This window comes from Rathayibacter sp. YIM 133350, assembly GCF_037404875.1.
Lineage (GTDB): Bacteria > Actinomycetota > Actinomycetes > Actinomycetales > Microbacteriaceae > Orlajensenia.
This window is the reverse complement of record NZ_JBBELO010000013.1, coordinates 1-20,703: the sequence shown is the minus strand read 5'-3', so window position 1 is coordinate 20,703 and position 20,703 is coordinate 1. Positions and strand designations below refer to the sequence as shown.

Genomic DNA, 20,703 nt, shown 5'->3' with positions numbered 1-20,703 from the left:
TCAGGCGGCGCCGTCGAACATGCTCGTGACCGAGCCGTCCTCGAAGACCTCGCGGATGGCGCGGGCGAGAACGGGAGCGATCGGCAGGATCGTCAGTGTCGGGAAGCGCTTCGCCTCGGGGAGGGGGAGCGTGTCGGTGACCACGACCGAGTCGATCGCCTCGTTCTGAAGGATCTCGACCGCGGGCGGGCTGAAGACGGCGTGGGTTGCCGCCACGACGACACCCAGTGCGCCGGCCTTCTTGAGCGCCTCGGCCGCCTTGACGATGGTGCGGCCGGTGTCGATGAGGTCATCGACGAGCAGGCACACGCGACCCTTCACGTCGCCGACGATCTCGTGCACCGAGACCTGGTTGGGAACCAGCGGATCGCGGCGCTTGTGGATGATCGCGAGCGGCACGCCCAGCTTGTCGCTCCAGATGTCGGCCACGCGTACGCGGCCCATGTCGGGCGAGACGACCGTGAGGGTCTCGGGGTCCAGGCGCGCCCGGAAGTGCTCGAGCAGCACCGGCATGGCGAAGAGGTGGTCGACGGGTCCGTCGAAGAAGCCCTGGATCTGGGCGGCGTGCAGGTCGATCGACATGATGCGATCGGCGCCGGCGGCCTTGAACAGGTCGGCCACCAGGCGGGCCGAGATCGGCTCACGCCCACGGCCCTTCTTGTCCTGCCGGGCGTAGGGGTAGAAGGGCGCCACCACGGTGATGCGCTTGGCCGACGCCCGCTTGAGGGCGTCGACCATGATCAGCTGCTCCATGAGCCACTCGTTGATCGGCGCGGTGTGCGACTGGATGACGAAGGCATCCGCGCCGCGCACGCTCTCGTCGTACCGCGCGTAGAGCTCGCCGTTGGCGAACGTGCGCGCATCCGTCGGCACGAGTTCACTGCCGAGTTCGGTCGCGATGTCGCGAGCCAGCTGCGGATGCGCGCGCCCCGATACCAGCACGAGGCGCTTCTGGCCCGTCATCTTGATTCCGGACACTCGGTCTCCGCTCTGCTCGTGCGCTGTGGTGCGTGGCGTCACTCGTCGGTCGTGGTGGATCGCTGCGCAGCCTCATCGGCTGCGGTGCCGGGGCGATGGCCGGAAACCCAGCCCTCGAGGTTGCGCTGCTGCGCGACCGTGATGGCCAGGGCTCCTGCCGGAACATCCTTGCGGACGACCGTTCCTGCCCCGGTGTACGCTCCGTCACCAATCCTAACGGGGGCGACGAAGACGTTGTGCGCCCCGGTGCGCACGTGCGAGCCGACCTCGGTGCGGTGCTTCTTGACTCCGTCGTAGTTCGCGACGATCGTGCCCGCTCCCACGTTCGCCCCTTCACCGACGGTCGCGTCTCCCACGTAGGAGAGATGCGGCACCTTGCTTCCGCGACCGATCTGCGCGTTCTTCGTCTCGACGAAGGTGCCGATCTTGCCGTCGGCACCGAGGCTCGTGCCGGGACGCAGGTAGGCGAACGGCCCGACGGATGCGTTCTCCCCGACCACGGCGAGCGTCGCATCCGTGCGCTTGACGGTGGCGCCGGCGCCGACCTCGCAGTCCAGCAGGGTCGTGTCGGGACCGATGCTCGCGCCGGTCTCGACGACCGTGGCGCCCAGCAGCTGCGTGCCGGGCTTGATGGTCACGTCGGGCTCGAGCCGCACCTTCAGGTCGATCCAGGTCGTGGCGGGGTCTTCGATGCTCACCCCGGAGAGCTGCCAGCCGCGCACGATGAGCGCGTTGAGCGTCGCCGCCGTCTCGGCGAGCTGGGCGCGGTCGTTGATGCCGGCCACGAGCCACGGCCGGTCGACGGGAACCGCGCTGACCTCACTGCCGGCGCGACGCAGCAGGCCGATGACGTCGGTGAGGTACTTCTCGCCCTGGGCGTTGTCGAGGCTGAGTGCCGCGAGCTGGTCGCGCAGGGCACCCGCACCGAAGACGTAGATGCCGGCATTGGCCTCGCGGATGGCCCGCTCGAGCTCGGTGGCATCCTTCTGCTCCACGATGCGGTCCAGCGATCCGTCGTCGGAGCGCACGATGCGTCCGTAGCCGGTCACGTCGGCGGGCTCGAACGACATGACGGATGCTGCGGCTGCGCCCGCTCGGTGCTCGGCGATGAAGGCCGACAGCGTCGCGGCATCCAGCAGGGGAACGTCGCCGTTGACCACGAGCACGTCGCCGGCGAAGTCGTGCGGGAGCGCCTCGACCGCCAGCTCGACGGCGCGGCCTGTGCCGGGCACCTCGTCCTGGTCGACGATCACGCCATCGGGCATGTCACCGGCGACGACCTCTGCGACCCGATCGCGCTCGTGGCGCACCACGGTGACGACGTGGGCGGCCTCCAGTGCCCGCGCAGTGGCGAGCACGTGCGAGACGATCGGCACCCCCGCGAGAGAGTGCAGGATCTTCGGCGTCGCCGACTTCATGCGGGTGCCCTGGCCGGCGGCCAGCACGATGATGGCGAGGTTGGCGTCGGTCATCAGTTCTCCTCCGTCGCGCCGTCGAGACCCGCCTGAGCGGGACCGGCGAGCTCCGCCGCCAGGACTCGAACCTAGACTTAACAGCTCCAAAGGCTGTCGTGCTGCCATTACACCACGGCGGACCACGCTCGACCGGGGCCGTGCGCGTCCTCCAGTCTGCCAGAGAACACCCGCCCGATCGGACGGCCGGCGGGCCGCATCCGTGCGGCGTGCGAGCCGAAGTGTCTCGATGCCGAGATAATGAGGGCATGGCAGGGAATGACGAGGTCGATCGCATCGTCGCCGCATGGCAGCGGGAGCGACCCGACCTCGACTTCGCTCCTCTCCAGGTGCTCTCCCGCGTCGGCCGCCTGGCGAAGCACCTCGACCGCGAGCGCCGCAGCGCCTTCTCGCACGCCCGCCTGGAGTCCTGGGAGTTCGACGTGCTCTCCGCGCTGCGGCGAGCGGGCGCTCCCTACCAGCTCTCCCCCAAGCAGCTGCTGCAGCAGACGCTCGTCTCGAGCGGAACCATGACGAACCGCATCGACCGGCTCGTTCAGCGCGGGCTCGTTCAGCGCCAGACCGACCCGCACGACGGCCGGGGGGTCCTCGTCGTCATGACCGCGTCGGGACTGGAGCGGGTGGATGCGGCCATCACGGGTCTCATCGCCGCGGAGTCCGAGCTCCTCGACGTTCTCGGCACGGCGGATCAGGAGCGGCTGGCCGCGCTGCTGCGCAAGCTCAGCCTCGACTTCGACTGAGGCGACACCGACCGGCCGTCAGTCCTCGCGGCTCGTGTACACCGCAGTCCCTCGGCGCGGCGCGTGTGCGCTGAGCGGCAGCATCCGCGCCACGACCCCGACCGGCAGCAGGATGATCCAGAACAGCATGGCCACGGTCGGGTCGATGAAGAGCGCGATGGGCACCGAGAGCAGGAAGACGGCCGGAGTCGTCAGCTGCTGGCGGCGGCTCACGAGGTAGACCTCGTCGTCGACCACCTCGTCGATGAAGCCCTTCCGCCAGGCGTAGGACCACATCCAGAACTGCAGCAGGCTGAGCGCGGCCACGTTGACGGCGTACAGCACGACGATGACCGCGGCGCCGTTCGTGACGAGCGCGCTCGTGATCACCGGGAGCAGGGCCACGAAGAAGAGGAAGGCGAGGTTGATCCACTGCAGGCCCGCGTCGTAGTGCCGGATCACGCGGAACTTGCGGTTGTGGTTGATCCAGTGCAGGCCGATGATTCCGAAGCTGAGAACGTACGCGCCGAAGACCGGCAGCTCCTCGAGCAGGGCCCGCCCGATCTCGGCGTCCTTCACCTCGGGAATGTGGATCTCGAGCACGAGGAGCGTCATCGCGATCGCCATCACGGCGTCGCTGAAGAAGACGGTGCGTTCGGTGTCGTCGCCCTGCGTGAGGATGCGGCGATAGCGCTCGCGGGGGCTCTCGGCGTCGGCGTGATTCGGCACGATGCGAGCCTAGGGGCAGCGCCGCGCCCGCGGTCGCGGGCGCGTCAGGACTCGAGCTGCTCGCTGAGCTCGAGCCACCGGGTCTCGAGGTCGGCGACGGAGGCCTCGAGGTCGCGGAGGCCATCGGAGAGGGCCGCGATGCCGGCGTAGTCGCTCTGGTCGTGCTCGGCGAGCCGGTCGTGGGCGCGGCCGATCTCGGCCTGGGTCTTCACGAGCTTGCGATCGATGGCCGAGAGCTCCTTCTCGAGCGCGCGGCGCTCGGCTCCGCCGAGGGCGAGGGCACCGGATGCGACGGGCGAGCCGGCGCCCGCCGGGGCCGCGGCCGCAGGGGCAGAGGCGGCGCCGCCGGCGCCCGCATCCGTCTGCCGGCGACGCAGGGCGAGGTACTCGTCGATGCCGCCGGGGAGATGACGCAGGTGGCCCTCGAGCACCGCGTACTGCTGGTCGGTCACCCGCTCGATGAGGTAGCGGTCGTGGCTGACGACGAGCAGGGTGCCTGGCCAGGAGTCGAGCAGGTCTTCGATGGCCGCGAGCATGTCGGTGTCGAGGTCGTTGGTCGGCTCGTCGAGGATCAGCACGTTCGGCTCGTTCAGCAGGATGAGCAGCAGCTGCAACCGGCGCTTCTGCCCGCCGGAGAGGTCGCGCACCGGGGTGGAGAGCTGCGCGCTCGTGAACCCGAGACGCTCCAGCAGTTGGCCGGGGGTCAGCTCGGCGGCCGAGCTTCCGCTGCCGACGGTGTAACTGGATTTCTGGCGTCCGATGATGGTCGAGACGCGCTCGTCCTGCACGTCCTTCAGTTCGTCGAGCTGCTGGGTGAGGCTGGCGATCCGCACGGTGGTTCCCCGTTTGACGCGACCGCCCGTCGGCGTGACGGTTCCGGTGACGAGGCCGAGCAGGGTCGACTTGCCTGCGCCGTTGACGCCGAGGATGCCGGTGCGCTCGCCAGGAGCGATGCGCCACTCGACGTCGCGCAGCACGACCTTCTCGCCGAAGGCGACGGAGGCGTCGAGCAGGTCGACGACGTCCTTTCCGAGCCGGGCGGTCGCCATCTGCTTCAGCTCGACGGGGTTCCGCACGGGCGGCTCGTTCTCGATGAGCTGGTTCGCCGCCTCGATGCGGAACCGCGGCTTGCTCGTGCGCGCGGGAGCGCCGCGGCGCAGCCAGGCCAGCTCCTTGCGCATGAGGTTCTGGCGCTTGGACTCACTCGCCGCCGCCATGCGGTCGCGCTCCACGCGCTGCAGGATGTACGCGGCGTAGCCCCCCTCGAAGGGTTCGATGATGCGGTCGTGCACCTCCCAGGTGGCGGTGCACACCTCGTCGAGGAACCAGCGGTCGTGAGTCACGACGATGAGGCCGCCGGCATCGCTTGCCCAGCGCTTCTTGAGGTGACCAGCGAGCCAGGCGATTCCCTCGACATCGAGGTGGTTCGTGGGCTCGTCGAGGAAGATCACGTCGTGGTCGCCGACGAGCAGCGCCGCGAGGCCGACCCGGCGCCGCTGGCCGCCCGAGAGAGTGCTGATCACGGCATCCCACGGCACATCGGCGAGCAGGCCGGCGATCACGTCGCGCACCTTCGCGTCGGCCGCCCAGACGTGCTCCTCGATGCCGCCGACAACAGCCTGGGCCACGGTGAGGTCGACGTCGACGGTGTCGGCCTGGTCGAGCATGCCGAGGCGAACGTCCCGTCGACGCGTCACTCGCCCGCCGTCGGGCTGGATGCGGCCCGCGAGCAGGCGCAGCAGCGTCGACTTGCCGTCGCCATTGCGCCCGACGACGCCGACGCGGTCGCCCTCGTTCAATCCGACGGTGACGCTGTCGAAGACGACGCGGGTGGGGTACTCAAGGTGCAGCTTCTCGCCGCCGAGCAGGTGTGCCATACGCATGCAACCCTACCCGGGCGCGGCGCACTCCTCCCTGCGCGGTGTGGGCCGCACGCCGCATCCACCCCGCAGATTCGGTGGGTGACGCAGCTGTCGACCCCGCAGATTCGGTGGGTCGCCCGCACCGACCCCGCAGAATCGGTGGGTCGCCAAGCGCGAGCACTGTCCAACTCTGCGGCCTCGGCACGCGTCCCTCTTCAGCAGCCGTCCACCCCGCAGATTCGGTGGGTAACAGCATCGAACCCGCACATTAGGTGGGTCGCCGCATTCAACCCGCAGAAGTAGTGGGTCACCGCATTCAATTCGCAGAAATGAGGAGCCGCCGCATCCAACCCGCAGATTCGGTGGGTCACCAGCGCGGGGCACCGTCCAACTCTGCGGACTCGGCCACGGGCGCCGCCTCAGCAGCTGTCCACCCCGCACATTTGGTGGGTCACCGCATCCGCCCCGCAGAAATGGTGGGTCGCCGCATCCAACCCGCAGGTTTGGTGGGTGACCGCATCCACCCCGCAGATTCGGTGGGTCACCAGGCGCGAGCACTGTTCAACTCTGCGGAGTCGGCACGTGCGCCGCCGTCAGCAGCCCCGATTTCATCCGGCCCGCAGATTCAGTGTGTCACCAGGCGCGAGCACCGTCCAAACCTGCGGACTCGGCACGCCCGCCCTCGGTTCAGAACCGCTCGGCGGCGCTCGCCCGCGCGATGTGCACGTGCACGCGCCGCAGGAAGTCGTTCCATCCTTCGCCCAGATCGTGGGCTGTGACTCGAATGACCTGCCAGCCGAGTTCCGCCAGGTACTCCCGGCGCAGGATGTCGGACTCGAATCTGTCGCGCTCGGTTCGGTGATAGTCCCCCTCGTACTCGAGGGCGATCTTGAATCGAGGCCAGGCGAGGTCGACCATGAAGTTGCGGCGCTGCACTCCATGCCAGACAAGATGGTTGATCTCCGGCTCCGGAAGACCGGCCATGACGAGGCCGACGCGCAAACTCGACTCTGGTCTGGAGAGAGCTCCACGGCGTACGTAAGCCACCGCCTCGCGAGCCCGTCGCGCTCCCCTCCGCCGTTCCCAACGATCGACCGCCTCGACGAGGTCGCCGATCGAGCAAACCGCCGCGGAGCCGCCGACGGGCTCCTCACGGGTCACGAAGAAATCGCCGACCGCCACCAGGCTGCCGATCATGGTGAGTGAGGCGAGTTGGCAGAAGGCCAGCGGTGGCGGAGCAACGGGCAGGCCGCGGTGATACCAGACATCCGGTTGCTGATCGGTCTCGTGCCAGATGACTCCCTGCCGTTTCGACGCTCGATCTCCCGCGCAGGCACTGACGTGTACTGGTCCCTCCTCGAGTTGCCGAGGAAGAGGCGCACCGTAGATCGCTGCGGCAGTCGCATGGCTGAAGAATGCTCCGGACGGCAGTGTCCGGGCGAGCGCCTGAGCGCGCTCGAAGGCGCTCGTAACAGGAACCGCCGACCGCACGCCGTGAAAGGGCCGGTCGAGATCGACAGCACGCAACCGCGAGGTACTCACCCCGGCCGCCCTCGCTTCCGCGGCTGTGAACGGGCGCTCACGGAGGTCGGCAGGCAGCTCACGACGTCGGGTCATGGTTCGAGGATGCGCCCGCCCGCGGCCCCGTAAACCGGACGACCCGGGCACTGGGGAACACCGTGCGGCCTTCGGGCCCTGTGAGGGAGTGATATGGCGCGTGGATGCCGCAGATTCGGTCGGTGGCGTCCAACGGGCACTTCGGCAGTCATCGAGCAGGGATGGCCGGTGCCCGTCGCCGAGACCGCACAGGCAAGGAGGGTGTCGAGGGGTCTCCGCAGGCCCCCGGAATCTCCGTTTTCGAGCCCCGGCCGCATCCAGACCGCAGAAAGCGTGGGTCACTGTTCGCTGAACCCGCAGAAACTGCGGGTGTGGAGCGGCGGCGACCCACCGAATCTGCGTTCTCGACGGCAGAGCAGAGCCCGGTACCGACCCGCCAAATCTGCGTTCTCGAGCATCCAGCATCCAACCCGCAGAAAAGGTGGGTGACCATTCGCCCACCCCGCAGAAACTGACGGTGTCGGGCGATGGCGACCCACCGAATGTGCGTACTCGCGGACAGGAACCGGCACCGACCCGCGGAATCTGCGTTCTCGAGCCCGGCCGCATCCAGACCGCAGAAGAGGTGGGTGACCATTCCCCCAATCCGCGGAAAAGGTGGGTGGTCATTCCCCCAATCCGCAGAAACTGACGGTGTCGGGCGGTGGCGACCCACTGAATCTGCGCTCTCGCGGACAGAGACGAGCACCGACGCGCGGATCCGCGTTTCTCGGGCATCCAGCATCCAACCCGCAGAAAAGGTGGATGACCTTTCTCCCAATCCGTAGAAACTGAGGGTTCCCAGCGGCGGCGACCCACCGAATCTGCGTTCTCGACGGCAAAGACCGGCAGCGACCCGCGGAATCTGCGTTCTCGAGCCGCGACCGCATCCAGCCCGCAGAAAAGGTGGGTGACCCTCGCCCAATCCCCAGAAAATGGGGGTGCGGAGCAGCGGAAACCCGCCGAATTTGCGTTCTCGCAGCCCTACTCGTGGATGAGGCGGGCGCCGTGCACCGGGCCGTGCGCACGCACGGCGGTGAGCCGCGCGGCCGAGAGGGCGACCTGCAGTTCGAGGGCGGCATCCGCATCTGCCGTGAGGAAGGCCGTGGTCGGCCCCGACCCCGAGACGATGCCGGCGAGCGCTCCGTTCTCCTCCCCGAGCTCGAGGATGCGCCCGAGCCCCGGCGCCAGATGCAGCGCGGGCGCCTGCAGATCGTTGAAAAGCGCGTCGGCGAGCATGCGCGCATCCCCGGCGCGCAGGGCGTGCAGCACCTCGGCGTCCACGTTGGGCGCAGCCTCCACCGGGCGGATGTCGCGAGCGTGGCGCTCACGATGACGGTCGAGCTCCTGGTAGACGCCCGGCGTCGACATGCCGAACTCCGCGATCGCGAGCACCCAGTGGAAGGTTCCCTGCGCGAGAGCGGGACTGAGCTGGTCGCCGCGCCCGGTTCCGATGGCGGTGCCGCCGAGCAGCGCGAACGGCACGTCGGCGCCGAGCCGGGAGCCCAGCATCAGCAGGTCGTCGCGGGTACACTCCGTGCCCCAGAGCGCGTCGCAGGCCAGCAGCGTCGCGGCGGCATCGGCAGAGCCGCCGCCCATGCCCCCGGCGATCGGAACGTTCTTCTCGATCTCGAGGTGCACTCCCCCGCGGTACCCGGTCTTGCGGGCGAGCATGCGGGCCGCCTTGATGGCGAGGTTCGACCCGTCGGTGGCCAGGCCGGAGGTGTCGACGCTGCCCGAGAACTCCACCGAGAAGTCGTCGGCCGGCGAGGCGCGCACCTCCTCGAAGAGCGAGACGGCCTGGTACGCGGTGGCCAGGTCATGGTATCCGTCGTCCTGCCGGGCGCCGACCTTGAGGAACACGTTGATCTTGCCGGGCGCCCGCGCGTGCACCTGCTCCGTGGGCTCCGGCATGGTCATAGCCCTAACCTAGGCCACGCGGCCGGGCTGATCGGGCGTGTCGCTCAGCTCGTCGCGCTCGCTCTGGCGACCCTCAGGAAGTCGTGAACCGTGAGCTCTTCGCCCCGGGCCGTCGCCGCAAGTCCCGCCCCTTCGAGCGCCGCAGCGGCCCGGGCGGAATCGCCCAGCACCCCCGAGAGCGATTGCCGCAGCATCTTGCGGCGCTGCTGGAACGCCCCGTCGACGAGGGCGAAGGTCGCGAGCCGCTCGGCATCCGTGCCCAGCGCATCCGTTCGCCGCTCGAAGGCGACGAGCACGGAATCCACGTTCGGCACCGGCCAGAACACCTGGCGGCTCACGGTGCCGGCGAGGCGCCACTGCCCCCACCATGCCGCCTTCACGCTCGGTCCGCCGTAGATCTTGGATCCCGGAGCCGCCGCCAGCCGCTGCCCCACCTCTGCCTGCACCATGACGACGCCGGAGCGGATGGACGGGAACGTCTCGAGAAAGTGCAGCAGCACCGGAACCGAGACGTTGTAGGGCAGGTTGGCGACCAGCCGCACCGGATCGCCGGGCAGCTCGTGCACGCGCATCGCGTCCTGGTGCACGACCGTCAGGGAGGCTCCGGGCTGTTGCAGTTCGACCGTCTTCGGCAACTGCTCGGCGAGGCGCCCGTCGATCTCCACGGCGACGACGGATGCGCCCGCCTCCGTCAGTCCGAGCGTGAGCGACCCGAGTCCGGGACCGATCTCGACGACGTGCTCGCCGTGCTGCACGCCGGCGGTCTTCACGATGCGCCGCACCGTGTTGGCATCGATGACGAAGTTCTGGCCGAGCTTCTTCGTCGGCGTGACACCGAGCAGCTCGGCGAGGTCGCGGATCTCGGCCGGACCGAGCAGCCCGGTCTGGCTCACGCCAGCTCTCCGGGTTCGAGGTCGGGCGCGGCGACCGCCTCGGCGTTCCAGTCGCCGTAGACGAGCTCGGTGTTCGAGCTCACCTGGGCGGCGAGCACGCTGACATCGGTCTGCAGGTAGTCCGCCATGGCCCGCAGCGTGTGCGGGATGAGGTAGGGCGCGTTCGGACGGCCGCGAACGGGCACGGGCGTGAGGTAGGGGGCATCCGTCTCGACGAGCACCTGCGCGCGCGGCACGGCGGCGAGGGCATCACGCAGGTTCTGCGCGTTCTTGAAGGTGATGTTGCCGGCGAAGGAGAGGTACCAGCCCTCGTCGGCGCAGACCCGCGCCATCTCCTCATCGCCTGAGAAGCAGTGGAAGACGGTGCGTTCCGGCGCCCCGAGCCGGCGCAGGGTCGAGATCACGTCGGAGTGCGCCTCGCGGTCGTGGATCTGCAGGGCGATGCCGTGGCGCTTGGCGATCTCGATGTGCGCCTCGAACGATGCCAGCTGAGCCCGCCGGCCCGCGGCGCTCTCGGTGCGGTAGTAGTCCAGCCCCGTCTCACCGGCGGCGACCACGCGCGGCAGCCCGGCCAGCCGATCGATCTCGGCGAGCGCGGCATCGAGCTCGCCGCGCTCGGCCAGCTCGGCCGCCTCGTTGGGGTGGATGGCCACGGCCGCCAGCATGCGCGGCTCGATCGCGGCCGTCTGGGCCGACCACTGCGAGCTCGCGACGTCGGTTCCGACCTGCACGACGCCACGGATGCCGACCGAGGAGGCGCGGTCGAGGTGCTCCCGGTAGTCGAGACCGATGGAGGCGTCGTCGTCGGAGTGCAGTGCGCTCGAGGGGTCGAGGTGCGTGTGGTTGTCGTAGACGCCCACCGTGAGCGCCTCGGGAAGCGGCGGGTACTCCACGTGGCGCGCCTCGTTCTCCTCGCGCTGGCGCGCGAAGCCGACGGGTGGCGACTCGTTACTCACTGCCCACCTCGATACGCGGGAACAGGGCCTCGAGGGGCTGTACGCGCTCGCCACCGGCCCACTCGAACGCGCGGTCGATGCGCTGCTCGGCGAGTTCGCCCTCGCCGCCGATCGCGGTCCACAGCTTGGCTGCGGCCTTGGGCGTCACCGGCGAGAGCAGCACGGCGAGTGTTCCCACGCCCCGCACGATGACCGACAGCACGGTCTCGAGCCGTTCCCGGCGCGCAGGGTCCTTCGCTATGGCCCACGGCTCCTGCTCCGTGATGTAGCCGTTGAGGGCGTCGACGAGTTCCCAGACGGAGCCGATCGCCTCGTGGATCGCGAGGCGATCGATGGCCGCGCCCGCGGCATCCGTCACCGCACGCTCGAGCTGCTGGATGGCCAGGTCGGGCTCCTGCAACTCGCCCGCGGCGGGCACGACCCCGTCGCTGTAGCGGGTGACCATGGCGATGACGCGCGAGGCGAGGTTGCCGAAGCCGTTCGCGAGTTCGGCCTGGTAGCGGGCGGCGAGGTCCTCCCACGAGAACGAGCCGTCCTGCCCGAAGGCGATGGCCCGCAGGAAGTAGTAGCGGAAGGCGTCGGACCCGAAAGTGTCGATGATCTGCGAGGGTGCGATGCCGGTGAGCTTGCTCTTGCTCATCTTCTCGCCGCCCACGAGCAGCCAGCCGTGGCCGAAGACCTGGCGCGGCACCTCGATGCCGGCGGCCATCAGCATGGCCGGCCAGATGACGGCGTGGAAGCGCAGGATGTCCTTGCCCACGATGTGGGTGGCGGGCCAGCGTCGGGAGAACTCCTCGTCGTCGGCGCCGTACCCGACCGCGGTGATGTAGTTCAGCAGGGCGTCGAACCACACGTAGACCACGTGCGACTCATCCCAGGGCACCTTGATGCCCCAGTCGAACGAGGTGCGCGAGATGGAGAGGTCGGCCAGGCCCTGCCGCACGAACGAGAGCACCTCGTTGCGCGCGCTCTCGGGCTGCACGAAATCCGGCCGCTCCTCGTAGAGTGCGAGCAGGCGGTCGCCGAACGCGCTCATGCGGAAGAAGTAGTTGCGCTCGTTGAGCAGCTCCACCGGCTTGGAGTGGATGGCGCACACCACCTGCCCCGCGTATTCGCCTTCGCCGTCGACCAGCTCGCTCGGCTGCTTGTACTCCTCGCACCCGACGCAGTAGTAGCCCTCGTACTCGCCCGTGTAGATGTGGCCCTCGTCGTAGAGGTGCTGCAGGAACTTCTGCACGTTCTTCTCGTGCCGTTCGTCGGTCGTGCGGATGAAGTCGTCGTTGGCGAGGTCGACGGTCTCCAGCAGCGGCTTCCACGCCTCGGCGACGAGCTTGTCGGCCCACTCCTGGGGCGTCACGCCGTTGGCGGTGGCCGTGCGCAGGATCTTCTGCCCGTGCTCGTCGGTGCCGGTCAGCATCCAGGTGTCCTCGCCGCGCTGGCGGTGCCACCGGGCGAGCACATCCGCGGCGACCTCGGTGTAGGCGTGCCCGATGTGGGGAACGTCGTTCACATAGAAAATCGGCGTGGTGATGTAGAAGGACGAACCGGTGGGCATGAGCACCATCCTATTCGCGAGCGCAACGGGTTACATTCGGCCTCCGCCCCTGCGAGCATGAGCCCATGACGGATGCTCCCACCCCCGCCGGCCGGCACGCCGAGCAGCGGCAGACCGATGCCGATGAGCACGTCGAAGAGCCGGGAACAGCGGTGGCTCCCGTCGGTCTCTCCCTCGCCACGCGGGTTCTGATCACGCTCGCCGCAGCCGCCGTCGCCTTCGCCGGCATGTTCGCGGCGCGCGAGATCATCGGGCCGATCGTGCTCGCCGTCGTGCTCGTGATCATCGCGCACCCCGTGCGGGCGCACTTAGAGAAGCGCGGCTGGTCGCGCACGCTCGCCACGGTCGCGGTCATCGTGATCGTCTACCTCATCCTCCTGGTGCTGCTGGGGCTGCTCGCCCTCGCGCTCGCCCAGTTCGCCCGGCTCGTCACCGACAGCGCCGACGACTTCACCGACCAAGCGAAGGCCCTCACCGACTGGGTGCGTTCACTCGGCCTCAGCAAGGACCAGACCGACGCCCTCACCGGAGCCGTCAATCCCGGCACTCTCGTCGGCCTCGTGCTGAGCGGGGCGAAGTCGCTGCTGAACTCGGTCACGGCGATCGTGCTCGTCTTCGCGTACGTGCTCTTCATGGCCGCGGATGCCGCCTACATCGCGCCGCTCTTCGAGCGCTTCCGCGCATCCCGCACGCATGTCATCGGCGCTCTCAGCACGTTCGCGTCGGGCGTGCGCAGTTACATGGTGGTCAACGCCATCTTCGGCGCCATCGTCGCCGTGCTCGACGGCGTGATCCTGTGGGCGCTCGGAGTGCCGGGGGCCTTCATCTGGGCGGTGCTCGCGTTCATCACGAACTTCATCCCGAACGTGGGCTTCGTCATCGGCGTCGTCCCGCCTGCTGCGATGGCGCTCATCACCGGCGGATGGGGCCTGTGTCTCATCGTGATCGCCGTCTACTGCGTGGTCAACGTGACGCTGCAGGTGCTCGTTCAGCCTCGGTTCGTGGCCGTCGCAGTGAGCCTCGGCTTCACCATCACGTTCGCCTCGGTGTTCTTCTGGAGCTTCGTGCTCGGACCCCTCGGCGCCCTGCTCGCCGTGCCGCTCACCCTGCTGCTCAAGCTTCTCCTGCTGGACGCGGATCCCCGGGCTCAGTGGGGGCGTGCCCTCGCCGGTGACCGAAAACCGGAGGCAGAGCCTCGGCCGACCCCACCGGCTGGTGCGGAGTCGGCACCCCCAGAGTCGCGTCCTGCTGCTTGAGGTCGACGTTGCGGGTGTGCTGGTTGCGGTACTTGACCGGATGCATGCCGATGACGATCTTGCCGAGCGACTCGCGGCGGTCGAGCTGCCGGTAGGCGGCCTGCACCTCGTCTAGGGAGAACACGTCTGCAATGGGCATGCGCAGCTTGTGCTGCTCCATGAGTTCGGCCACCGTGAGCAATTCGTGCACGTCACCGGCCGTTGCACGCTCGACGCCGTAGTCGTCGACGGCCTCCCAGTTCAGCACGGTGCTGATGCGCGCGGGTGCGACGCCGAGCTGGATCGCCACGTCGACGCTGTCGCCGCCGAAGAAGTCGGCCAGCGCGCTGATGCCCTGGGGAGCGACGTCGCGGATGCGTGCGGCCAGGTCGGGACCGTATGCGACCGGCGTGGCCCCCAGCATCCGGAGGTAGTCGAAGTTGCGCTCGGCGACGGTGCCGACGACCTGGGCGCCGGCGCGCAGTGCCAGCTGCACGGTGAGGCCGCCGACCCCGCCGGCCGCGGAGGTGACGAGCAGTGTGTCGCCCTTGCCCACCCCGGTGTCGCGCAGCGCGTCGATGGCGGTCGTGCCCGCCACGTACAGGCTGCCGGCGATCTCCCACGCGACGCCGTGCGGCTTGCGGGCGAGCTGGCTCTCGGGAACGGCCACGTGGGTCGCGTGCGAGCCGCGCGCCACGAACCCCATCACCTCGTCGCGGGGCTTGAACCGCGTGACGCCCGGCCCCACCGCCGTCACGACTCCCGCCAGGTCGCGACCCTGGCCTTCGGGAAAGCTGACCGGCCAGCGCTCGGGATAGACCCCGCTGCGAATGGCGCTCTCCACCGGATTGGTTCCCGCGGCGACGACCTCGACGAGCACCTCGCCCTCACCCGGAACAGGCGTCTCGATGTCGACGACCTGCAGAACCTCGGGACCCCCGAACTCCGTGAACCTGACTGCGCGTGCCACGTTGCACCTCCCCGTCACATTGTCCCCCCTTTCGAGGGTCTTCCGGGAGAACGGTGAAGCAGGTTCAGCGACGGGCGGCGAGCGCCCCCTCGTAGAGGTCGCGCTTGCCCAGTCCGCGCTCCTCGGCGACGGATGCCGCGGCCTCCTTCATGCGAGCGCCCTGGGCCACGCGGGCCAGCACCTCGGCGATGCCCTCACCCAGGTCGGCGCTGCGCTTCGGGGCGCCGCCGACCACGATGCAGATCTCGCCCTTGACTCCGGCTTCCGCCCACTCGACGAGCTCGGCGGCCGTGCCGCGCCGCACCTCCTCATAGAGCTTGGTGAGCTCTCGGCACACGGCGATGCGCCGGTCGCTCCCGAAGGCGCTACCCATGTCGGCCAGGGTGGCGGCCAGCCGATTCGGCGACTCGAAGAAGACCATGGTGCGGCGCTCGTCGGCCAGGGCCCGCAGGGCCGCCAACCGCTCACCCTGCTTGCGCGGGGCGAAGCCCTCGAAGCTGAACCGGTCGGTGGGAAGCCCCGACACGGCGAGTGCCGTGAGCACCGCGCTGGGGCCGGGGATGGCGGTCACGGTGACCCCCGCCGCGGCCGCCGCGTCCACGAGGTGGAAGCCCGGGTCCGAGACCGTCGGCATGCCGGCGTCGCTTAGAACGAGTACGTCGGCATCGCGCGCCAGCTCCACGAGGTCGGCCGCCCGCACCCGTTCGTTGTGGTCGTGCAGGGCGATCAGCCGCGGGCGGTTCTCGACACCGAGGGCGGCCATCAATCGCTGGGTCACGCGGGTGTCTTCTGCGGCGATAACCTGGGCGCTCCGGAGCGCCTCGATGAGCCGAGCAGAGGCATCCCCGAGATTGCCGATGGGCGTGGCCGCGAGGATGATCATGCGTCCAGTCTCCCGCACGCGGGCGCCCCACGTTTCGGCGCGCGTGCCACTCCCCGGCCGCTCGCAGCCGGGGAGTGGGATCGGTCGCCTACGATAACCGCATGACCACAGCGCCGCCGACCGCTCCGACACCGGCCCTCGCGGCGGCGGATGCGGATCTCGAGCTCGATTCCGAGCTCGACGAGCCGCGCGGCAGCCGCCTCGACGACTGGTGGGCTCACACGCTGCGCACTCCCCTGCGGCAACGGCTCTGGTACTGGGGGGCACCGCTCGTCGTCACCCTGCTGGCCGCCGTGCTGCGGCTGTGGAATCTCGGCAACCCGCACTCCCTCGTCTTCGACGAGACCTTCTACGTGAAGGACGGCTACACGCTCTGGAACCTCGGCTACGAGGCGAGCTGGCCCGCGGATGCCGACAAGGCCTTCAATGCCGGCAACACCGACATCTACAACACCGATGGCTCGTACGTCGTGCATCCGCCGATCGGCAAGTGGATCATCGGGGCGGGCATGGCGCTCTTCGGAGCCGGCAACAGCTTCGGCTGGCGGTTCGGCACGGCCGTCGTCGGCACGCTGGCCGTGCTGCTCATCATGCTCATCGCACGCAAGCTGTTCGCGGGCTCGACGATCCTCGCCGTCATCGCTGGCCTGCTGTTCGCCATCGACGGCAACGCGATCGTCATGTCGCGGGTCGGCCTGCTCGACGGAATGGTCATGTTCTTCGGACTGCTCGGGTTCGGAGCGGTGCTGCTGGACCGCGGCTGGAGCGAGAGACGGCTCGCCGGCTGGTTCGCCCGTCGGGGGCCGGATGCGCAGAGCACCTGGGGCCCGGCGCTCTGGTGGCGACCGTGGCTGATCGCCGCCGGCCTGTGCTTCGGCCTCATGGCGGCCACGAAATGGTCGGGCATCTACATGCTCGCCGCGTTCGGCGTGTACTCGATCGCGGTCGACGCCTTCGCCCGTCGGCGCGCGGGCGTCTCGTTCTGGGCGAGCTCGGCGATCCTCAAGCAGGGCCCGATCAACTTCGTGCTGCTTGTACCGATCGCCGTCATCACCTACCTCGCCAGCTGGACGGGGTGGTTCCTCACGAGCGGCGGCTACGACCGGCACTGGGCCGAGGATCCCGGCAATGCCTGGACCGGCGCCCTGGCCTGGGTACCGCGTTCGCTGCAGTCGCTCTGGCACTACCACGTGATGGCCTACGGCTGGCACGTGGGCCTGGACGCATCGCATCCGTACGCGGCGAATCCGCTGACCTGGCTGTTCATGATCCGGCCGACGAACATGTCCTACGTCAGCAGCGGCCCACAAGACGGGTGCAGTACAGACGCCTGCGCGGCCAATATCGACGGCATCGCGAACCCGCTCATCTGGTGGGCGGCCACGGCGGCGCTGTTCTACCTCGTCTACCGGCTGGCCCGCTACCGCGAATGGCGCGTGGGCCTCATCCTCATGGGAATGGTGGGCGCCTACCTGCCGTGGCTTCTGTACCTGCACCGCACGGTGTTCCAGTTCTACACGATCGCCTTCGAGCCCTACATGATCCTCGCGCTCACCTTCGTGCTCGCGCTCATCCTCGGGCGGCGAACGGATGTCTGGTGGAAGCGCCAGCGCGGCATCGGCATCGTCGCGGCCTACCTGTTGGTGTGTGCGCTCGTGTCGGTGTTCTTCTGGCCGCTGTGGACGGGCGAGACGATCCCCTACTGGTATTGGCACCTGCACATGTGGGTGACGAGCTGGGGTGCGTGAGCGGACGCCAGTCTGTTCCCTGAGCCTGGAGTCTGTTCCCTGAGCCTGGAGTCTGTTCCCTGAGCTGGAGTCTGTTCCCTGAGCCTGGAGTCTGTTCCCTGAGCCTGTCGAAGGGAACGCTCGAATGACTCAGCGACGCTAGCGTTGAGGCGTGCGTCTGCTTCCGGGTCTCCTCGTCGCCGGGATCGCGGCGCTGCTCGCATGGGGCGTGCACACGCTCGTGCCCGCCATCCCCCTGCTCACGGCCGTGGTCGTGCTCGGCATCATCGTCGGACAGATCCCTCTCGCTCGTCGCTGGCTCGACGGGGCGCTCTCACCAGGGCTCAAGGTCGCCGCGCGCAGGCTCCTGCGCATCGGTGTCGTGCTCCTCGGCCTCAAGCTGAGTCTGGGTGACATCGCGAGCCTCGGCTGGGTCACGATCGCCACGACGGTACTCGTCCTCGTGCTCACCTTCGTCGGCACGCTCTGGCTCGGCCGCGCCATCGGGCTGCCGGGCCATCAGCCGCTGCTCGTGGCGAGCGGCTTCTCGATCTGCGGCGCATCCGCCATCGGCGCCATGGGCGGCGTCGTGAAGGCGCGCGAGGACGAGCAAGCCACCCCGGTCGCCCTCGTCACCCTGTGCGGCACCCTCGCGATCGCCGTGCTTCCGGCGCTGTGGCATCCGCTCGGGCTCACCGACCTGCAGTTCGGGCACTGGGTCGGCGCGGGAGTCCACGATGTGGGCCAAGTGGTCGCGACCGCACAGATCGCGGGAACGGCCGCGCTCGCCGTCGCCGTCATCGTCAAGCTCACCCGCGTGCTGCTGCTCGCCCCGATGGTCGCGATCGCGGCGGCGATCGAGCGACGACGCGCGACGGATGCGACGGGCCCGCGCCCGCCGATCGTGCCCCTCTTCGTCGCGGGCTTCGTCGGCGCCGTGCTGCTGCGCTCGTTCCTGCCGATCCCGGATGCGGTGCTGAGCGCCGCGGACGTCGTGCAGACGGCACTGCTCGCGATGGCGCTGTTCGCGCTCGGCGCCTCGATCCGGGTCAAGGAGCTCGCCCGCACCGGCTGGCGCGCCCTCGTCGTCGGCCTCACCTCGTGGGTGTTCATCGCGGCGCTCGCCTTCGGCGCGGTCCTGATCAGCTGAGCGGGAACGTCAGCGCACCTTCCCGCGAAACGCTGGACACCGACGGTGTCATTCCGGTTGACTTCGCGTGGCGTGCGACGCAGCCGCCTCCATCGAGAGGGGTCATCGTGCGAGTGCTTGCGAATGTGGTGTCGACCATCGTCGCGACGGCGTTGCTGCTCGGCGCGATCTTCCTGCTGATTCGCACGACCCCGCATGTGGCGCCGGGATTTATCCTGCTGAGCACGACCGCACTCACCGTCTTCATCTATGCGCCGGTGTTCCTCGGCGCCGTGCTGGCCTACTGGGACATGAGCGTTTCGCCGGACGCGCGTCGCTTCTTCCGGCGGCTGCTCGGATGGACGATCGCCGTGGAGGCACTCGGCGTTCTCGCGATCATTCTCTGGGCCGTGCTCGTGGGTGCACCGGCCTGGCTTCCCGCTGTCTTCATCGTCGTGGCGGCGATCCTGCTCGGCATCGCGATCGTCGTCGGGCGTGCGCTCATGCGACACGAGCAGTCGCATCCTCGGCCCCAACGGCCCGCGACGGCGTGGACTCGGAAGGAGATCTGGGTCAGAGTCGCGATCATTGCCGCCGCCTTCGTGGTCACGGCAGTCATCGTCATCGTCATCTTCATCAGCGTGGGCTTGTTAGAGGATGCCGACAAGGTGTGGACGCCCGTCAGTTTCGCGCTGCAGGCCGGATTCTTCGTGTCCGCCCTCACCGGAATCGTCCTTGCAGCGCCCATGAACCGCAGGCTACGCGAGGCGCTGGGGAGCGATGTAACCCGAGCACGCGTCATCGTCAAGGTCGTCCTGCGGCGCAAGAGGCTTCTGCTGGACACTCAGGAGAGACGGGCCGCCGTGCGCTATGCCACTCTCGTCCCCACACTCCTCGTCTTCTCAGTCATCTTTCTCACCCTGCTGTACTGCGGCATCGGTCTGCAGCAGGCGTCGATGCTCGCTCGCGGACCCGGCTCGCTCATCAGCGCCATCCTGCTGCCTCTCCTCGCCATCGTGTACGTCTGGTTCATCGTGCAGACGATCCTGCGCACCCGCAATGCGCGGGCGTACCTGCGCGACCATGTGGCAGACCTCGATCAGCCCCTTGCTGACGAAGGGGACGCGGGAACCGAAGAACGCGGGCTCATCGATGCCTCGGAGGAGTGACGTGCGAACTCCTCGACCATCCCGACCCTCGGGCACCTGGAGACCGGTGAGCCGAGACGAGGTGGTCGGCACCATACTGATCGTCATCGGCGTGGTGATCGTCGTTCTCCTGGCCGGGGCGATCGTGGTCGCCATTCGCGCGAGCGCGGAAGCCGACACCTCCGTCGACGGCATACTCGGGGCGATTGCATCCGCCCTCATCGCGGGCGGTGCGGCTGCCGCGCTCCTCTCGCTCCGCTTCTCGCTCCGATCCAGTGCGCTGACCGGCGGGGATGCCGCGCTGCAGCGCAGGCTCACGGATGCGACGCTGCGCGGTAAAGACGTGGCCCGCGGCGATGCGCTATCGCCGCTATGCCGACGAGCACGCCCGCATCCTCGTCAACGCGGATGACCCCCGCGTCAGGTCAGTGATCGACGAGCTTGAGCCCGACGACGCAGCCGACCAGGCCGACGATCAGGGCGAGCTTCACCCACGAGATGCTCGCGTCGCCGGTGATCATCGACCAGCCGACGGTGAGGGCGGCGCCGATGCCGACCCACACGGCGTAGGCGGTGCCGATGGGAATGCTGCGCATCGCGAGCGCCAGACCGCCCATGCTGGCGATGAGGCCGCCGACGAAGATGACCGTCGGCCACAGCTTGGTGAAGCCGACTGACTTACCGAGTGCGGTGGCCCAGACGGCCTCGAGCACTCCGGATGCGATCAGCACGATCCACGACATGATTCCACTCCCGTGGCCAGTCTTGTCGCTTTCCGGGTACTGATCCCTCGTCCGGGGCCGCTCACCAGCGACCTGCCCTCAGGCTAGCGACCGGCGCTGGGCAGACCCTGTGCAGTGCCGGCGCTTAGAAGGGTGGTTCGTCGGTGTCTTTGCTGTACCCGGTGGGTGTGGTGATGGTGAGGGTGCCG

Annotated in this window: 17 protein-coding genes, 1 tRNA gene, 1 pseudogene and 1 riboswitch; of the genes and pseudogenes, 6 read left to right on the top strand and 13 right to left on the bottom strand. The window is 69.0% G+C overall.

The window, feature by feature from the left end:
- The 3 genes from WDJ51_RS03035 to WDJ51_RS03025 all read right to left on the bottom strand — a co-directional run bounded on the left by WDJ51_RS03035 (position 1) and on the right by WDJ51_RS03025 (position 2,572).
- Positions 1–978 carry a ribose-phosphate diphosphokinase gene (locus WDJ51_RS03035; protein ID WP_337850956.1) on the bottom strand — a complete coding sequence of 326 codons (978 nt, stop codon included), beginning with the start codon at positions 976–978 and terminating at the stop codon, positions 1–3.
- Between the two features lie 38 nt (positions 979–1,016).
- Complete coding sequence (gene glmU, locus WDJ51_RS03030; protein ID WP_337850955.1) at positions 1,017–2,450, bottom strand: bifunctional UDP-N-acetylglucosamine diphosphorylase/glucosamine-1-phosphate N-acetyltransferase GlmU; 1,434 nt, start codon at positions 2,448–2,450, stop codon at positions 1,017–1,019.
- Positions 2,451–2,500: 50 nt separating this feature from the next.
- A tRNA-Gln gene (locus WDJ51_RS03025) sits at positions 2,501–2,572 on the bottom strand.
- 126 nt (positions 2,573–2,698) lie between these two features.
- On the opposite strand from WDJ51_RS03025, the gene WDJ51_RS03020 reads away from it, so the two are divergent.
- On the top strand, positions 2,699–3,190 hold the full coding sequence (locus WDJ51_RS03020) for a MarR family winged helix-turn-helix transcriptional regulator (RefSeq protein WP_337850954.1): 492 nt from the start codon (positions 2,699–2,701) through the stop codon (positions 3,188–3,190).
- 18 nt (positions 3,191–3,208) lie between these two features.
- Here WDJ51_RS03020 and WDJ51_RS03015 read toward each other — a convergent pair whose 3' ends face one another.
- The 7 genes from WDJ51_RS03015 to metG all read right to left on the bottom strand — a co-directional run bounded on the left by WDJ51_RS03015 (position 3,209) and on the right by metG (position 12,680).
- Positions 3,209–3,898 (bottom strand): TMEM175 family protein, encoded by a 690-nt coding sequence (locus tag WDJ51_RS03015; protein WP_337850953.1) that lies wholly within the window; start codon positions 3,896–3,898, stop codon positions 3,209–3,211.
- Between the two features lie 44 nt (positions 3,899–3,942).
- On the bottom strand, positions 3,943–5,775 hold the full coding sequence (locus tag WDJ51_RS03010) for an ABC-F family ATP-binding cassette domain-containing protein (RefSeq protein ID WP_337850952.1): 1,833 nt from the start codon (positions 5,773–5,775) through the stop codon (positions 3,943–3,945).
- A 672-nt stretch (positions 5,776–6,447) separates the two neighbouring features.
- Positions 6,448–7,302 (bottom strand): endonuclease domain-containing protein, encoded by an 855-nt coding sequence (locus tag WDJ51_RS03005; RefSeq protein WP_337850951.1) that lies wholly within the window; start codon positions 7,300–7,302, stop codon positions 6,448–6,450.
- 1,038 nt (positions 7,303–8,340) lie between these two features.
- Positions 8,341–9,276 carry a 4-(cytidine 5'-diphospho)-2-C-methyl-D-erythritol kinase gene (locus tag WDJ51_RS03000; protein WP_337850950.1) on the bottom strand — a complete coding sequence of 312 codons (936 nt, stop codon included), beginning with the start codon at positions 9,274–9,276 and terminating at the stop codon, positions 8,341–8,343.
- Between the two features lie 44 nt (positions 9,277–9,320).
- Positions 9,321–10,169 (bottom strand): 16S rRNA (adenine(1518)-N(6)/adenine(1519)-N(6))-dimethyltransferase RsmA, encoded by an 849-nt coding sequence (gene rsmA, locus WDJ51_RS02995; RefSeq protein ID WP_337850949.1) that lies wholly within the window; start codon positions 10,167–10,169, stop codon positions 9,321–9,323.
- Positions 10,166–11,125, bottom strand: a complete 960-nt coding sequence (locus WDJ51_RS02990; protein ID WP_337850948.1) for a TatD family hydrolase — start codon at positions 11,123–11,125, stop codon at positions 10,166–10,168. Before WDJ51_RS02990 ends, rsmA begins: the two co-directional genes overlap by 4 nt.
- Positions 11,118–12,680 (bottom strand): methionine--tRNA ligase, encoded by a 1,563-nt coding sequence (gene metG / locus WDJ51_RS02985; RefSeq protein WP_337850947.1) that lies wholly within the window; start codon positions 12,678–12,680, stop codon positions 11,118–11,120. The genes WDJ51_RS02990 and metG overlap by 8 nt, the downstream gene beginning before the upstream one ends.
- Before the next feature lie 65 nt (positions 12,681–12,745).
- On the opposite strand from metG, the gene WDJ51_RS02980 reads away from it, so the two are divergent.
- A complete protein-coding gene (locus WDJ51_RS02980; protein WP_443218454.1) occupies positions 12,746–13,936 on the top strand; it encodes an AI-2E family transporter in 1,191 nt (396 codons plus the stop codon).
- Between the two features lie 61 nt (positions 13,937–13,997).
- Here the strand turns inward: WDJ51_RS02980 and WDJ51_RS02975 are convergent.
- Positions 13,998–14,795, bottom strand: a pseudogene (locus WDJ51_RS02975) (NADP-dependent oxidoreductase); the annotation flags it as partial.
- Between the two features lie 154 nt (positions 14,796–14,949).
- Complete coding sequence (gene rsmI, locus WDJ51_RS02970; RefSeq protein ID WP_337850945.1) at positions 14,950–15,768, bottom strand: 16S rRNA (cytidine(1402)-2'-O)-methyltransferase; 819 nt, start codon at positions 15,766–15,768, stop codon at positions 14,950–14,952.
- Positions 15,769–15,869: 101 nt separating this feature from the next.
- Here rsmI and WDJ51_RS02965 point away from each other — a divergent pair, with 101 nt between their 5' ends.
- The 4 genes from WDJ51_RS02965 to WDJ51_RS02950 all read left to right on the top strand — a co-directional run bounded on the left by WDJ51_RS02965 (position 15,870) and on the right by WDJ51_RS02950 (position 20,184).
- On the top strand, positions 15,870–17,516 hold the full coding sequence (locus WDJ51_RS02965; protein WP_337850944.1) for a dolichyl-phosphate-mannose--protein mannosyltransferase: 1,647 nt from the start codon (positions 15,870–15,872) through the stop codon (positions 17,514–17,516).
- A gap of 151 nt (positions 17,517–17,667) precedes the next feature.
- Complete coding sequence (locus WDJ51_RS02960; RefSeq protein WP_337850943.1) at positions 17,668–18,645, top strand: YeiH family protein; 978 nt, start codon at positions 17,668–17,670, stop codon at positions 18,643–18,645.
- A gap of 107 nt (positions 18,646–18,752) precedes the next feature.
- Positions 18,753–19,793, top strand: a complete 1,041-nt coding sequence (locus tag WDJ51_RS02955) for a hypothetical protein (protein ID WP_337850942.1) — start codon at positions 18,753–18,755, stop codon at positions 19,791–19,793.
- Positions 19,794–19,839: 46 nt separating this feature from the next.
- Entirely contained in the window at positions 19,840–20,184 is a 345-nt protein-coding gene (locus tag WDJ51_RS02950; protein WP_337850941.1) for a hypothetical protein, read from the top strand.
- Between the two features lie 13 nt (positions 20,185–20,197).
- Here the strand turns inward: WDJ51_RS02950 and WDJ51_RS02945 are convergent, their stop codons facing one another.
- On the bottom strand, positions 20,198–20,515 hold the full coding sequence (locus tag WDJ51_RS02945) for a DMT family transporter (protein WP_337850940.1): 318 nt from the start codon (positions 20,513–20,515) through the stop codon (positions 20,198–20,200).
- 11 nt (positions 20,516–20,526) lie between these two features.
- Positions 20,527–20,591, bottom strand: a riboswitch (guanidine-III (ykkC-III) riboswitch).
- Between the last annotated feature and the right edge of the window lie 112 nt (positions 20,592–20,703).

Bases quoted from the DNA above. Each gene is read 5' to 3' on its own strand.
- WDJ51_RS02965 (WP_337850944.1), top strand. From the start codon at position 15,870: ATGACCACAGCGCCGCCGACCGCTCCGACACCGGCCCTCGCGGCGGCG.
- metG (WP_337850947.1), bottom strand. From the start codon at position 12,680: ATGCCCACCGGTTCGTCCTTCTACATCACCACGCCGATTTTCTATGTG.
- glmU (WP_337850955.1), bottom strand. From the start codon at position 2,450: ATGACCGACGCCAACCTCGCCATCATCGTGCTGGCCGCCGGCCAGGGC.
- WDJ51_RS02980 (WP_443218454.1), top strand. From the start codon at position 12,746: ATGACGGATGCTCCCACCCCCGCCGGCCGGCACGCCGAGCAGCGGCAG.
- WDJ51_RS03020 (WP_337850954.1), top strand. From the start codon at position 2,699: ATGGCAGGGAATGACGAGGTCGATCGCATCGTCGCCGCATGGCAGCGG.
- rsmI (WP_337850945.1), bottom strand. From the start codon at position 15,768: ATGATCATCCTCGCGGCCACGCCCATCGGCAATCTCGGGGATGCCTCT.
- WDJ51_RS03010 (WP_337850952.1), bottom strand. From the start codon at position 5,775: ATGGCACACCTGCTCGGCGGCGAGAAGCTGCACCTTGAGTACCCCACC.
- WDJ51_RS02945 (WP_337850940.1), bottom strand. From the start codon at position 20,515: ATGTCGTGGATCGTGCTGATCGCATCCGGAGTGCTCGAGGCCGTCTGG.
- WDJ51_RS03000 (WP_337850950.1), bottom strand. From the start codon at position 9,276: ATGACCATGCCGGAGCCCACGGAGCAGGTGCACGCGCGGGCGCCCGGC.